This window comes from Paenibacillus sp. EB106-04-04-XG159, assembly GCF_058791835.1.
Genome location: NZ_JBYTDY010000015.1, coordinates 50462 through 65414, shown reverse-complemented (window position 1 = coordinate 65414; position 14953 = coordinate 50462). Strand labels below are relative to the sequence as shown.

13 protein-coding genes are annotated in these 14953 nt (G+C 49.7%); 4 read left to right on the top strand and 9 right to left on the bottom strand.

Annotated features, from left to right (window positions below; genetic code table 11):
• The first annotated feature begins 30 nt into the window (after nt 1-30).
• Nucleotides 31-510: a glutathione peroxidase gene (locus AC3WTP_RS17615; RefSeq protein ID WP_492395944.1), complete on the top strand. Its 480-nt coding sequence runs from the start codon at nt 31-33 to the stop codon at nt 508-510.
• A gap of 54 nt (nt 511-564) precedes the next feature.
• On the opposite strand, the gene AC3WTP_RS17610 is transcribed toward AC3WTP_RS17615, so the two are convergent.
• Nucleotides 565-1461, bottom strand: a complete 897-nt coding sequence (locus AC3WTP_RS17610; protein WP_492395943.1) for a hypothetical protein — start codon at nt 1459-1461, stop codon at nt 565-567.
• 201 nt (nt 1462-1662) lie between these two features.
• Here AC3WTP_RS17610 and AC3WTP_RS17605 point away from each other — a divergent pair, with 201 nt between their 5' ends.
• The gene (locus tag AC3WTP_RS17605) at nt 1663-3456 is read left to right on the top strand and encodes a glycerophosphoryl diester phosphodiesterase membrane domain-containing protein (protein WP_492395942.1); all 1794 of its coding nucleotides are present in this window, start codon (nt 1663-1665) and stop codon (nt 3454-3456) included.
• A gap of 55 nt (nt 3457-3511) precedes the next feature.
• Here AC3WTP_RS17605 and AC3WTP_RS17600 read toward each other — a convergent pair whose 3' ends face one another.
• The 4 genes from AC3WTP_RS17600 to AC3WTP_RS17585 form a co-directional block, all read right to left on the bottom strand.
• Nucleotides 3512-4237: an AIM24 family protein gene (locus AC3WTP_RS17600; protein WP_492395941.1), complete on the bottom strand. Its 726-nt coding sequence runs from the start codon at nt 4235-4237 to the stop codon at nt 3512-3514.
• Nucleotides 4224-4679, bottom strand: coding sequence for an SH3 domain-containing protein (locus tag AC3WTP_RS17595; protein WP_492395940.1), 456 nt, complete (start codon nt 4677-4679; stop codon nt 4224-4226). Before AC3WTP_RS17595 ends, AC3WTP_RS17600 begins: the two co-directional genes overlap by 14 nt.
• Before the next feature lie 208 nt (nt 4680-4887).
• Entirely contained in the window at nt 4888-6174 is a 1287-nt protein-coding gene (locus AC3WTP_RS17590) for a protoglobin domain-containing protein (protein ID WP_492395939.1), read from the bottom strand.
• A 189-nt stretch (nt 6175-6363) separates the two neighbouring features.
• The gene (locus AC3WTP_RS17585) at nt 6364-7773 is read right to left on the bottom strand and encodes an alpha-L-fucosidase (protein WP_492395938.1); all 1410 of its coding nucleotides are present in this window, start codon (nt 7771-7773) and stop codon (nt 6364-6366) included.
• Between the two features lie 219 nt (nt 7774-7992).
• On the opposite strand from AC3WTP_RS17585, the gene AC3WTP_RS17580 reads away from it, so the two are divergent.
• Nucleotides 7993-8736, top strand: a complete 744-nt coding sequence (locus tag AC3WTP_RS17580) for a YwaF family protein (RefSeq protein ID WP_492395937.1) — start codon at nt 7993-7995, stop codon at nt 8734-8736.
• Between the two features lie 172 nt (nt 8737-8908).
• On the opposite strand, the gene AC3WTP_RS17575 is transcribed toward AC3WTP_RS17580, so the two are convergent.
• The 3 genes from AC3WTP_RS17575 to AC3WTP_RS17565 all read right to left on the bottom strand — a co-directional run bounded on the left by AC3WTP_RS17575 (nt 8909) and on the right by AC3WTP_RS17565 (nt 10723).
• Nucleotides 8909-9310, bottom strand: coding sequence for a rhodanese-like domain-containing protein (locus AC3WTP_RS17575; protein ID WP_492395936.1), 402 nt, complete (start codon nt 9308-9310; stop codon nt 8909-8911).
• Between the two features lie 62 nt (nt 9311-9372).
• Nucleotides 9373-9693 (bottom strand): thioredoxin, encoded by a 321-nt coding sequence (trxA, locus tag AC3WTP_RS17570; RefSeq protein ID WP_492395935.1) that lies wholly within the window; start codon nt 9691-9693, stop codon nt 9373-9375.
• Between the two features lie 106 nt (nt 9694-9799).
• Nucleotides 9800-10723, bottom strand: a complete 924-nt coding sequence (locus AC3WTP_RS17565) for an AraC family transcriptional regulator (protein WP_492395934.1) — start codon at nt 10721-10723, stop codon at nt 9800-9802.
• 127 nt (nt 10724-10850) lie between these two features.
• Between AC3WTP_RS17565 and AC3WTP_RS17560 the strand changes: the two genes are divergently transcribed.
• On the top strand, nt 10851-13064 hold the full coding sequence (locus AC3WTP_RS17560) for a GH92 family glycosyl hydrolase (RefSeq protein ID WP_492395933.1): 2214 nt from the start codon (nt 10851-10853) through the stop codon (nt 13062-13064).
• A 339-nt stretch (nt 13065-13403) separates the two neighbouring features.
• Here AC3WTP_RS17560 and AC3WTP_RS17555 read toward each other — a convergent pair whose 3' ends face one another.
• Nucleotides 13404-14840 carry a serine hydrolase domain-containing protein gene (locus AC3WTP_RS17555; RefSeq protein WP_492395932.1) on the bottom strand — a complete coding sequence of 479 codons (1437 nt, stop codon included), beginning with the start codon at nt 14838-14840 and terminating at the stop codon, nt 13404-13406.
• Nucleotides 14841-14953 lie beyond the last annotated feature (113 nt).

The window sequence follows — 14953 nt, the reverse complement described above, 5'->3', positions numbered from 1 at the left end:
GTATTAGGACACGAAAGGAGTGGATTGCCCATGCCTACTCTCTATGAGCTCCATGTTAAGCAGCCTTCTGGAAATGTACTTCCGATGAGCGATTATGAAGGTAACGTGCTGCTGATCGTCAACACAGCCAGCAAATGCGGCTTCACGCCGCAATTTGAGGAGCTTCAGGCGCTTTATGAACAATACAAGGAGCAGGGACTCGTCGTGCTCGGATTTCCATGCAGTCAATTTAATGATCAGGAATTTAGCGATATGCAGGAAACGCTAGATTTTTGCCAGACGAATTATGGGGTTACGTTCCCGATGTTTGCAAAAGTAGATGTTAAGGGGGCTCATGCTTCCCCGCTGTTTCATCATTTGACCAGTGAGAAGAAGGGCTTGTTCGGCTCAGAGGACATCAAGTGGAACTTCACGAAGTTCCTCATTGATCGCAAAGGACAGGTCGTCAACCGCTATGCGCCGCAAACCAAGCCTTCCAAGATCGCTAAGGATATTGAGGAACTGCTCTAAGATGACGAAAGGGACCGCGCTCACACCGAGACGGTCCCTTCATAATTTATAGGATTAGGATACGGAAAATGTATTCAGATCCCGCAGCGTGTTAAGCGTAATAATACCCTTCCACTCTTCCTTCGCCTGCTGCCAAGCCTCTTCGAACTGACCCCAGCTCCATACAGGATGCCAAGCTCCATCTTCCTGCTGCTGAGCAAGCAGATGCTTGATGTTCGCTGCGATACTGTCCTTATATTTCTCATAGTACGGAGAGTTAGTGTCCTTAACAACTTGCAATGGAGTCAACGAATATTGCAGCCACTCAGCCGGATCGGTCTTCACGCAGCGGTGAACCATGTCATCGATCTGTGCACGCATCTGCTCCAGCACTTCAGAAGGGATGCGCTCCGCCATCCGCAGCGCACAGAGCAATTCGTGAAAATCATCGAGCGGAGATTCTTCCGTCATATAGCTGACAGCATGCTCGGTAATATTCTCCCGAAACTCCAGCGGTCCGTATGGAAATTCATATAGATAGCCTACAAGCTCCAGATTAGGATTGCCCCAGCCATTATCCAGCTCTCGGTAAGTCCACCACGGAGCGTGCGGCGCACTGCTCACGGCATGAGGAACGATCTCCCATCCCTGACGACCCGTTTCATACTGATCCAGCACATAGGTCATCGCGTCCTTGATCAGCTTGTGTTCAACGGGCAATTTCATGTAAGACATGATCTGCAGCGCGACCGTAGTCGCGATAATGGAGGAAGATGCCATGCGGATATCCGGCTCGAGGCCGTGACCGAAGCCACCATCACGGTTCTGAAACTTAGCTAGTTCCTCGACAACCCTCTCTGCTGAACCAGCTTCATATTCCCACTCATACAGCGCTCGTTCCAACGGTCTCGCCTTCGTCTTCATATACTGGACCGCGCGCTCGATCTGCTCAGTCCGCAGCATTTCCGCCATGGTTTATTCCTCCTTTGAATCCTTTTAATCCTTTGAATCCTTTGAATAAAGCATATGTAACCATTCGCCCCAGGGCAGCTCCATTCCTGCTAATGGAAAGCCCTTTGTGATTTCTAGGTTTTCTGTACACTTTATCATATAATAATATGAAATCCAGGCACTTGGTACTCTGCATTATATTGTTGAAGGAACGATACATACATGAATTCGCATCATCCTAAAAAGCTTAGATTCAGTCATACTCGCGAAGTTCTGCGCGTGTGGAAGTATGCTTGGCGACCCTTTCTCTCATTTGAAATTGGTTACAAGCTGCTGACAATAGGCGTTTTCTTACCCATTATCAACATTATCTTCAATAAAATACTCGATTGGAGCGGATTATCAGCCGCCGCCAATCATGAGCTGCTGCGCTTCGTATTCAGCCGCTATGGCCTGTTCTGCATGGTCACGCTGGCTCCGATTGTCTTCCTGCTCATCTATATCGCGTATTACGGCATGCACGGCCAACGCGCCCGAGTCTTTGCCGTGCTGCAGCGCGTGATCTCACAATTGCCGAGCCTGCTCAGATTCGGTTCCTTCGGTATCGCGGTCTATATGATGCTGCTGTTGCCGCTGCTTGACGCCGGCTTCGGCGCCTCTCTGCTGCCAGGATTCAGCCTGCCGAACTTTGTAACGGGGGAACTGATGAAGACCGGCATCGGCTTATTCAGCTTGATCGGCGCTTCGGTTATCATCATTGTATTGAACGCGCTGGCTATCTACGCACTCCCGATCATGGTGCTCGAACGGACGAACCGCTTCTGGCCTGCGTTTCGCAAGAGCAGACAGCTGTTGGGGCGCAGCAAGTGGGTTCTGCTGAAAGCCTTGCTGGAATGGCTTGTCATCGCTGTTCTTAGTTTCATAGTGCTCATTATTCTTGCAGTTGGCACTATACTGCTGATCATGAATTTCGCTGGAGAAGAACAAGCACTAGACCTGACTCTTGGCTTCATATTAAGCTTTGGAATATATATCGTTTCGCTCTTCGTGACCCCCTTATTCATTACGTCAATCACATCGTTGTATGATCGATACACCGATCCAGCTGACATTGATCTAGAGATTAGAGACTGGCAGTTGACGCAATGGAATCCACGATCCCTCATAGCCCGCGGTTTCAGTTGGCGAAAGCTCAGCGCAACGATAGGTATTCTGCTGATGCTGGCCATCGGTTGGATCCTAACTGCTGAATCCAGCCCTTGGGGGGAAGCTAGAGAAGAATTTATAATAATGGCTCATCGAGGATATGTGGCCGAGGGGGTTGAGAATACGATGGAAGCCTTCGAAGGAGCGATACGTTCTGGAGCGGAATATATCGAGCTTGATATTCTGCAAGCTGCAGATGGAGAGCTTGTCGTCCTGCATGACTCCAACTTGAAGCGTCTGACAGGACAGAATGTGAACATGTATGATCTGACACTGCCTGAGCTGCAAGCCTTAACATTGAGTCAGGGAAAGTTTGAGGGTACGATCCCTTCGTTGGATGAAGTGTTAACAGCGCTCAAAGGGCGAATCAAGCTCAATATCGAGCTTAAGACACATGGCCAAGAACAAAAATTGGTTCCTACATTTATAGAGACTATACGGCGCCATCAGATGGAGCAGGACATCGTTGTCCAGAGTCTTGACTACAATCTCGTTCGAGCAGTCAAGGAGGAGGCGCCAGACTTGACTGTCGGTTATGTCATATATGCAACCTTTACCGACATCAACAAGTTCAATGCCGACTTTTACGTCATTGAAGAGACGCTCGTCAACGCGAGACGCATAGCTTCAGCCAAGATCAACAACAAGCCTCTATTCGTCTGGACCGTAAATAATCCGGAAGCTATAGAGCATTACTATACGCTCGGAGTGGACGGCATCATCACGGATATCCCCGCTGAAGCCAACCAGATTCGTGAGAGCCTGCAGCAAATAGGCTCCACTATTCAGGTTGGCGCTCCGATCAATTAAGCTTCAGCTGCCTTCATGCTCATGGAAGAGCATGAAGCGCAGCCCTGACATCATCTCACTTGATAATGACACCGCCAAATGGTATCACCTCGCGCAGGAAACGCTTGATGATTCCCGTATCGTCCATATGACTTTGCAGCTGACTGTCAGCTTTACCCGTCTGCAGCAGCACGTACCCCTTCCCCGTCAGCTCCCAATGATAGTTCATGTGCTGACTAGCAAGTGTATTTCCGTATACGCTGGGCTTCAGCTTCGCATTTTCCGGATAAGCGACTAAACAGCTCACATCGACATACGTAGGATTAACGAGATCCAGCTCCATCCGATACAAGGGACCGCTGGATACGATGCCTAGCATCCCATCTTCCGCACTGAACTTCATCTTCACCAATTCACGAGTAATAACGGCGTTCTTGAACGTCTGGACGCGCCGCTCCACCTTCATCCCTTCCGAATAGAACAGCACATGCTTCCACTCGAACAGCAGGTCGGAGCCTGCTGTAATCGGAATCGTGTGCATGCTGTAGCCCGCCGGAAGTCCAAGCATGAACCGCGCCGGGCCCGTGATCCGCGATTGAATCAGCTTGCGCTTGCGATACATGCCCACTAGATCGGTGAATCGATCTTCACGCTGCGACGGCTTGCCTTGAAACGATAGAATTTGCTGCGGATGCAGCACGTTCAGCGTCTCTTGTTCCTCTAGTTCAACCGATATCACTTGCGAGAGCACGCTCTCTACTTCATTTACAATCCGCATCTTATCACCTTCAACTGCTGCCATGACGGCGCCATACGATGACTCTCATGACACGCGTCAGCGCAAAATACAACAGCAGCAGCCCCGCCCCAGTCAACACTGTCGTCGTTATACGCTTTGTCCGCAGCTTCTGCTTCAATTCCTGCTCTTCCAGCAGCAGAATGCGCTTCGATAGTTGTTCATTCTGCTCCTTAAGCGCTGCATTCTCCGTACTTAACTGTGTAGTCAGCGTTTGATATTCCTTCTGCGTATTGGTCAGCGACTGCTGTGTATGGGTCAGTGTCTGCTCGATCTCATCATACTTGGACTTTAGCTGCTCCACTTCGCTGGGAACCTCAGAAATGCCTGTAATCCAGTTCCATATTCCTGCTTGTGCTTGAGGTACCGGGCCGCAAAGGAACAGAACACCCGCAATTGCTGCTGCCCATCCCAGTTTACGCCACGCCTTCAACCCGTTAGCCGTCATGTCCCACTCCCCTTTCAAACAATGGTTTTCTTATATGTATCCGAGTCGAATCTATCAATCCGCGACAAAAATGTTCCTATACTAGCAATATATACGATTTCGGGCGAAAAGTAGTTGCAATTTGTCATCCTGTGGCAAATAGATAAAAAAGACCGCGCTTTCAATCACAAAAGTGACGAAAGAACGGTCCTTCTCCATCATGTTATGCTTAAGCATCCTGTTGAATCATTTCCATCAGCGTATCCGCTTGGTGGTTGACCTCATCAGATGCCTCACGAATGTCGGTCAGCATCTCAGAGAGAAATTCAACATCGTTTAGAACTGCCTGACTCTGTGCATGATGAGCTTCAATCTGATCGACAATAAATTTAAAGAACTGAGAAGCCTTGTGATTTCCGTTCGTACTTTCTTTAATCTTATCGTCTACCTGCCGCATAACCTTGTTAATGCCCGTTATCTTCTCATTCGTCTTGCCGATTAGCTGCTGAATGACCTGCGAAGATTCGCTTGTTTGCTCCGCCATACGACGGACCTCTGTAGCGACAACACCGAAGCCTCTGCCATGATCTCCCGCATGCGCGGCTTCGATAGTAGCATTCAAGGCGAGCAGTTGAGTCTGCTGCGTAATTCCCTGTACGATGTCCATGATCTGATAGATTTCTTCCGAGATTGACATGAGTTCAGTCATACGGGTCGTTACTTCACCCATCGAGCAGACGATGTTGTCCATCTGCGCTTGTTGATTGTCCAGCATATGACCGCCTTCATTGGACAGATCGGCTACCTTATTCGACGTATCCGTGCTGCTCTTCATCTTCTCGAACATCCGCTTGGAGCGTTCAACCATTTCATTTAAGGATTGCTGAGTTTCTGCTGTACAATGGCTCAGACGCTCACTTGCAACGGATACCACCTCGCGCACCATACGCTTCTCCGCTTCTGTCTCCTCGCGAATTCTGTCATTCTCCTGCTCATAGGCTTCAAGAACTAGCTGCTGCTCCAGATTAAGCAGACGATTAAGCGCCTGCTCGATCGCCTTGAATTCTTCTACAGTCAATCCTAATTGATAGGCAACTTCCAGAATAGAAATGCGCAGCGTTTGAAATGAAGCAATATACCACTTGGTTGGCAAGTGAATTCGAACATGAACATGCGCCACGATCTGACGCCGTCGTATGTACGCTTGGTCGATGCAGCCATCGAACATCTGCATAATGTGCGGACGAAGAGTTTCCTTCAAGCGTTCCGTATGGCTATGCTTGAGAATAATGTCAGAGAGCATCCTTTCTTGATTCACCGTGAGATAGAACGAATCGACGGTTTGATTGATGCAATCCTCTACGTACGGTTTTAGATGCTTCAGGGTAGCCAAGTCATTCACTGTCAAGCCAATCATCTGAATCTGGCGCATGATTTCATCAGCAACATCGATTCTACACTCATTGGGTTGTATAGTAGTGAAGAACGATGTCTTCTTACGAAATTTTTGGAACATATGGATTATCCCCCTCGATGCAAGCAGCACCTATATGTGAGGTTGATCATACCACACCTTTCCTGAATGCGGGTATTCCAATAACCTAAATATTCGATAAAATATTCCATTTTTCTCGAAATTATTCGACAACCTTTTCTTTATCCCACCATATCCTTTATCGGCTTCTACATTTCCGTCAGCACAAGTTTAGTAAATACGAAATACATGCGCAATCGGAGTAGCTTCGTTAATCAAGGTTACCGGTAACTTCACTTCGATACCTGAGGATGTCTGTATGAATTCCAAGCCTTCTGGTCCGTCAACCAGATCCACATGACTTACGTCGCCTTTATACGGAATATGGACCGTTTCTTCCACTATATCTTGTTCGCTGCTGTACATGCGGAATGCATATACGGTATCACCTTTACGTGTCAGGGCACATCCAGGCGTAAAGTATGGCTCGCATACGCGTGTTCCATAGATGCCTTCTCCGTACACCTTCATCCAAGCGCCAAGCTCTTTCATGCGCTTAATAGCACCCTCCGGCAAGCGACCGTCAGGCTGAGGTCCAACGTTAAGAGCTAAGTTTCCACCCTTCGCCACAACCTCAAGCAGCAGATGGACGATCTCGCGAGTTGACTTGTACTCATCTTCGTAACGGAATGAGAATGAGGTTCCCATCGTGATGCAGCTTTCCCATGGCACGCTGAGTCGGCGGCTGGGAACGGATTGCTCTGGTGTTACATAGTTCTCGTACAGTCCGCCAATAGTACGGTCTGCTGTTAGCAGCCATGGTTGCTTCTCGCGGATCTTCGTTACAATCTCACCAAGGCGAATATCCTGCTTGCCGCAGCCAACCCAGCCCGCATCCAGCCACAGCACATCGATCCGACCGTAACGAGTCAGCAGCTCTTCCATCTGATTGTGCGTGAAGGAAACAAAGTTATCCCATAGCCAAGGGTATTGCTCTGGATCATATGACGGTCCGCGAGACGTTTCACGTCCACGCTCCATACCCGGAGCCCAATAAGTCGGCGTGTTCCAGTCTGCTTTGGAGAAATAAGCCGCGATCGCTAGGCCACGTGCACGGAATGCGTCAAACAGCTCACGGCAGATGTCTGCGTTCTTGTGCGTGTGGTACGGACAATCCTTGCCTGTAACACGATAATCCGTCGTATGCGTATCCCACATGCAGAATCCGTCATGATGCTTGGTCGTGAAGACCAAATACTTGAATCCGCCTTCTGCAGCCAAGTCCGCCCATACGTCTGGTTGGAAACGAATAGGATTGAACGTCTTGTTCAGGTCAAAGTACTGACGCTTTAATTCTTCGCCATCTACATCCCAATCGATGCCGTTACGCGACCATTCACCATCCTGGTCGCTCAGTGCCCAGGACTCCACTACACCAAGCTGTGAATAAGGTCCCCAATGCATCATGAGGCCCAGCTTCTGATCCTGAAACCACTCCAGACGCTCCAGCAAGATCGGATCTTCTGGCTTTACCCATTCCTTCTCACTGCTGTAATTATGTACGCCATGCTCAACTGCCTCTACTTCTTCCTCTGTTAATGTTGCTTCGAGTTCGATTTGCTGATTGGATTCAGTCGACATTGCTCTTACCTCCTGACGCCATTTTCAGTGGATTGTACACACTTCATTTGTACAGCATCCGTGTGTTATGAGCAATATCCCATTTTCAATGTCTATACTATTTTCGTATGCCTGAAATCACTCACACTCGGAGGTTTAATCCATTATTAGGAAATTCCCTCTCCTGTTCAAGTTCCTTGCATGCTATAATGTTTCCAGTTCATAAATGGAGGGGAATCCATGGAGCGTTTGTTCGATATACAAGTTTCTGATCCGTTTGCCGCTTATTCCGCGCCTCACATGATCGCTCTCGCGATACTGGTCTGCCTTGCCGCATTATTGTTCGGTCAACGGACACGGCTTCGGCAAGAACGAAGCGGACAGTATGTGCGTTATGGCCTGCTTGCCGTATTGGTGCTTTCTGAGCTGTCGTTAAATGCATGGTATATCTCCCAAGGCACTTATAACATTAAGGACACACTTCCTCTTGAACTGTGTTCCATATCCCTATACCTCTGCGCAGCCATGCTCATCTTGAACAGTTACCGCATCTTCCAGATCGTATACTTTACAGGCATCGGAGGAGCGCTTCAGGCGCTGCTCACTCCCGCGCTCGACTACGGATACCCGCACTTTCGATTCATCGAATTCTTCGCGGCGCATATCGCGATCATACTGGCGGTCCTGTACATGGTGTGGGTCAAGCAATATCGTCCAACGTTGAAGTCGGTCTTCCTGACAATGGGATTCCTTAACTTCCTGCTCGTTACCGTAGGCACCGTAAACTTCCTGACAGGCGGCAATTACATGTTTCTAGCCCGCAAGCCGGAGACAGCGTCACTTCTGGATGTACTGGGGCCTTATCCGTGGTATCTTCTCTCTCTGGAGGCAGTCGCGTTATTGCTGTTCCTGGTCTTATACCTGCCATTCGCGATCTCTGACCGCGTTCGACGCAAGTCCACTCAGGCTGTATCCAGATCATGAGATGATGAAATTGCCTCTATAGGCGTACAAAAAAGGAGCAGTCTCATTAGTATCAACATACTAGTAAGACTGCTCCTTTCTATAGTTATCGAAGCCCACGCGAGGATGGGCGATACCATGCGCTTCCATCCTACAGCTGTCCACGGTCTCCTCTGAGCTTGCGTCCATGCCTTTATTTCATACAAGTACAATCATCGTTTGCCCATCTGATCGTCCGCTTCCGCTTAGGTAACACCCAGGCTTGCATGGAGGTCATGCGGCCATTCCGCTTCAAGATGCGCGCAGCCTTCTGAATCGAGCGTTTATTCGAACCGATCAATGCAATCCGCTCCCCAGGCTCTATGTCCTGATGCCACACATACGGAAGCCGACCTACATATATGTTAACGGAATCCTGCAGATGCTCCTGCCAATATTCCGAGCTGTCACGAATATCGATCCACTTGATCGAAGGAACACCTTTTCGCATGGCTTGCATTTCATCACATGTTATATAAGTCAGCCCTTGTACAGGCCAATAATGCCTCAGCTTCATAAACATATAGATGATGACCGCTGCCAGCATCCAACTCATATCCATCACTTCCTTAGCCTCATAAGGCGTGGTACTGAACGAATCAATTAGAAAGTGGGCAGTTACACACTGTGCTTCATAATCGCGCTCTTCAACCGCTCCAACGATTGAACGCCAACAAAGCCCTCAACTTCTCTTCCTTCATGGAACAGCTTCAGGTTCGGAATTCCTTGAATCTGATACTTAATCGCCGCAAATGGGCTGCTATCCACATTCACCTTAGCGATCACCGCGCGATCACCCATTTCATTCGCCAGTTGCTCGAGCGTAGGCGCGACCATGCGGCAAGGTCCACACCATGGTGCCCAGAAATCAACCAATACCAGCTTGTTATCCTTCAAAAATTGTTCGATTGTGCTATCGTTCAATTCAACAGTTGCCATTGTATCATTACCTCCTATATAAAAGTAAGTTTATACCCCTGTGGGTATAATATAAGCCAGATTTTGATCGATGTCAACCCCTTACTTTTTGTTAGGGGAATGCTTATCAAGTAAGTGTCATGGACTTGTATTTGCGGTAGGCGCGCGGAGACATCTCCATTCTCGCATTGAACACTCGAACGAAGGTTGGGTACGACTTGAAGCCTGATTCATAAGCGACATCGGTTATCTTCATATTCGTGCCGATCAGCAGATTGCATGCGTGCGCGACCCGTGTTCGTTCCAAGAAGGAGTAGTAGTTCTCTCCAACTACCTGTTTGAATGTAGCGCTAATATACGAAGTGCTGTAATTAAATTGCTTCGCCAGCATCTCCAGCGTGAGCGGCTCTTTGAAATGCTGATATACATAATGGATCACTTCCCACATCCTTTGGCGCTCATTGGCATGCGGTTCACTAACCGTCTTAGGCATTCGTTCTTGGCGATAGCGGTCAAACAGAATAAATACCTGCATCAGCTTGGCCAAAAACATCATGCGGCTCCAAGGCTTCTCCTCTTGTACTTCATCGTGCATCTGTTGGAGCAAGGGCAGCATCTCTTCGGCAGTTTGCGGATCCAGCTTATAGGTAGTGTTGTCATCATTCTCCGCTTGCCGCAGCAGATTGTGCAAATTAAGAAAGGAATCACCCGCTCCGAAAAAGGCTTTCAGCCCAATCGCACCCACATACAGATGCAGTTCTTCTCCAGGCTTGATGTCGATTCTATGAACTTGATGGGGAAAACACAGCGTAAAGGTGCCCGGTACAAGCTCCTTCTCTACCCCATTAATAATTTCAGTACCTTTGCCTTTAAAAGCATACGTATACTCTATAAAATGATGCACATGAGCAGGTACCGAGCCTCCCAGATGATGAATCTTCAAGGTAAATGGAAACTCGCCGTAAATCTCATCGTCACCCTCTAAATTGTTCGGATACACGCCTATCACTCTTTTCACGATTCTCATGTTAATGATTGCTTTACTTTTCATTTTACCATCAAAACTGATAGATATTCTAAATTATTGATAGGTGAGTTGCAGAAATTGATCCTACAATAGAGATAGAGCTTATCCAGCATCATGAAGCTGTGTATGCGTCTAGAAGGAGTGACTATCGATGAGTTTATTGAAACATGTTAACCCGCTGCAAGGGACCGATTCCATATATCCTTATTCGAACGGCAATACCTTGCCGCTCATCTCGATGCCTTGGGGCATGGCGGCATGGAGCCCGCAAACGAACGAAGCTGGCGGCGGCTGGTACTTTAACCCGAACCACAACCGCTTCGAAGGGATTCGACTGACCCATCAGCCTAGCCCATGGATTGGCGATTATGGCCACATGACCTTTATGCCGATTGCCGGTCCGTTGAAGCTGTCGGCCCACAACCGCTCCTCCTCGATCCGCAAGCAGGATATGATCGTGCGTCCGGATTATTTCCAGACACGCCTGCTGCGCTATCAGACAACGCTTGAGTTGACGCCAACGGCGCGCTGTGCGAGCATACGGTTCACGTATGAAAATCCAGAGCAAGCGCGTCTTGTACTAGCGCCGTTTCCTGGTGAATCGTCGATGACGATCGACGTGAAGGAAGGCGTGCTGAAGGGCTACACGACTGCCAAGGCTGGAGGCACACCGGACAACTACCGCATGTACTTCGTGATGAAGTTCGACTGCCCGCTCGTCGCGGATCTGAGCGGTACATTTACGAACGAGTACAAGGCTGTTTCCGAGCTGTCGATGACGGGAGAGAAAGTGGGCGCTTATGTCGGTCTAGAGGTGCCGGCGAACGGCATCGTTCAAGCCAGCATCAGCACATCCTTCATCAGCGAGGAGCAGGCCTTCATCACGCTGGAGCGTGAGATCGGCGGCCGTACCTTCGACGAGGTGCGCGCAGAAGCAACCGACACATGGGAGAAGCAGCTCCGTGTCATCGAGATTGACAGCGACAACCAAGACCAGTTGGATACGTTCTACACTTGTCTGTACCGTACTTCCCTGTTCCCGCATGCCATTCATGAATACGATGCGGCGGGCAAGCAGATTCATTTCAGTCCTTATAACGGACGCATTGAAGATGGCCCGCTGTATGCGGATATCGGCTTCTGGGATACGTATCGGACTTCGTTCCCACTGTATAACCTGCTCTATCCGACCTTCATGAATGAGATGATGCAGGGCTGGGTAAATGCCTATAAAGAGGCTGGCTGGATGCCGAAGTGGGCATCGCCGGGCGAGCGCAGCATGATGCCGGGAACGCTGATTGATGTCAGCTTCGCTGATGCCATCGCGAAGGGTGTCACTGGCTTTGATGTGGAGACAGCATTTGAAGGCTTATACAAGCATGCGATGACGGTGTCCGCTGACGAGCGCTTCGGCCGCCGCGGCATGAAGGAATACCTCGAGTACGGCTATCTGCCGGCGGACATTATCACGCACGAGAGTGTGTGCAGCACGCTCGACTATGTATACGGCGACTTCTGTATCGCACAGATCGCGAAGCACCTAGGCCGCGAGAAAGAATACAACGAGCTGATGGAGCGCGCGTCAGGCTATAAGCAGATGTTCGATCCATCCATCAGCTTCATGCGCGGACGCCTGCAGGATGGCAGCTGGCTGGAGCCATTCGATGCTTACGAATGGGGCGGCGCATACTGCGAGGGCGGACCATGGCAGAGCAGCTGGGCTGTGCAGCACGACCTGCTCGGACTCGCCGATCTGGCAGGCGGCAGAGAAGGCTTGAAGAAGCAGCTGGATGCGCTGTTCGCGGCTCCGCCAGTGTTCAAAGTCGGCTCCTACGGCTTCGAGATTCACGAGATGTCGGAGATGGCAGCCGTTGACTTCGGTCAGTTTGCGATCAGCAACCAGCCAAGCTTCCACATCCCTTATGTGTATACAGCGCTAGGCTACCCGGCGTTGACCCAATACTGGGTGCGCAAGACGATGAACGAGCTGTTCAGCGCTCGTCCAGACGGACTGCCTGGCGATGAGGACAACGGCAGCTTGGCGGCATGGTACATCTTCGGCGCGATGGGATTGTATCCGCTTAGCCCAGGCGTTCCGCAATATGTGGCCGGCACGCCGCTGTTTAAACGGATGACGGTTCACCTTGAGGAGGGCAAGGACCTCGTCATCGAAGCGGCGAACACTTCCGACGCCAATCAATATGTGGCTGGCCTTCAGCTTGACGGCGCAGCAGTGAATGCGCTGTACGTCAGCCATGAGCAGATTGCAGCGGGATGCACGCTTTCCTTCGACATGACGGATCAGCCTGCTGCCGAAGTCACTGATGAAGCGGCACTGCCGTACGCGATGTCACGCAACAGCTAGACACTATAGATACAGAAGAACCCAAACCTGTCGATGGCGGCATACGCTTGCCTTGGATCAAGGTTTGGGTTCTTTTAGGTTTGGCGCTGTAGTGTGTCGGAGCGGACATACAGGCCGCTATTTGTGGCTAAAACCGCTTAATCCCATGTTAGCGGACCGTAGAGCCGTTATTTGCTGCATAACTAAGGATTATGACTAGTTTGGACACCAATAACGTCATCTGTGTCCGCGAAATTCAAAAAACGCCTATAAATCTTAAAATAGCGTCCCCTGTGTCCTGTACGGCGATTAAGATGGTGAAGTTTCCATCAACATTGGGATACTTGTCGCAGCAGTATATTAAGCTGATGCAATGACACGGCAGACGGACGTGTGCTCGTGCTCGCATTTTCCCCCGACAGTATATTGAATCGTTAACTTCATCTCCGGCTCCCCATAGGAGAAGATCAACTTCGATGTAAACGGAGTTTCCACCATTCTGCTGTGAATGAAGAGCGTATTCTCATCCTGCCAAGCCGCACAGGCCGCAACTTCTTCCTCATGAGCAAACAGCTTGCCCCTCGACTTCTCCCATATGCCATTGCCGCATGGGATAACTAAATGTTCACCACTGATAAGAAGCGAGATCACAACAGAGCCGTCCTGTTCACACTGAAGAGAGACCTCTTCAACGTGAAACGGATTATCCTCAAGCTGATAACGGATGCCTGACATCTGCTGTGCACGATAGGACGGACTCATCGACGTTAGTGGTTCATACTGTGTACCTACCAATCGCTCGTTCAGGCGCTTCTGTAGATCCTCATCTTCAGCCAGCTGACCATCCGTCATGGCTGGGAGCAGATGGTTCCATACCTCATTCAATACTTGCCCCATATCCGTCGAGGCCGATGTTATCGCGATAACCGCGTCAAGCTCCGGCAGCAGGATGCAATATTGACCGTACATACCGTCTCCCCGCACCGCGTGATGGCGGCACATCCACATTTGATACCCATAGCCTTGGTTCCAATCATTGTTCGGATCATCACCGTTGGAGATCTGCTTCGAGGCTGCTTCTTCTATCCACTCTTCAGACACGATGCGCTGACCGTTCCAGACTCCCTTATTCAGAAACAGCTGTCCGAACTTCGCGATGTCCTCCGTTGTCAACTTCAGTCCCCATCCGCCTGCCGATATTCCTCGCGGACAGGTGTCCCATGTAGGCTTCGCGATACCTAGCGGTTGAAACAACCGCGATGTTAAGTAATCCAACGTCGTCATTCCCGTGACTTTCTGCAGGATTGCAGAGAGCATATAGGTTGCTCCGTTGTTATATGTAAAGTGCGTACCCGGCTCATGTTCAACCGGCAGTGCTAGAAAGCATTGAACCCAGTGATCGTGGTTAAATCGGCTCGACGTATCCTGATCGTGTCCCGTACCCATGATTAATAGATCGCGGATTGTCATTTTTAACAAATGAGGTGCCGGCTCTTCAGGAAGATCATCGGGAAAGAAGGTTACAACGCGATCATGAATACTCAGCAGCCCTTCATCCACCGCAATTCCGATGGCTGTAGCCGTGAAGCTTTTGCTCAAGGAGAACAGCGTATGTGGACTGTCTGATGTGTAGGGACTCCACCAGGTCTCGGCAGCAACTGCCCCATGCCGCAGCAGCATGAAGCTGTGCAGTTCCTGTCCTGTCTCCTGGATCGCATCTAAAAATGAAATGATTCCGTTAGCGTTTACGCCTAATGCTGCGGGCTTTTGTCTGGGAAGTGAAGTAGATAAGAGCATGATTATTACCTCCATTTCATTCAACCGCTTGGATTAGCTACCCTTACATCGTAAGACTAATTTTGGAAAAATGCAATGAAGGACTCGCCCAATAGGGGCTTTATGAGTTACAC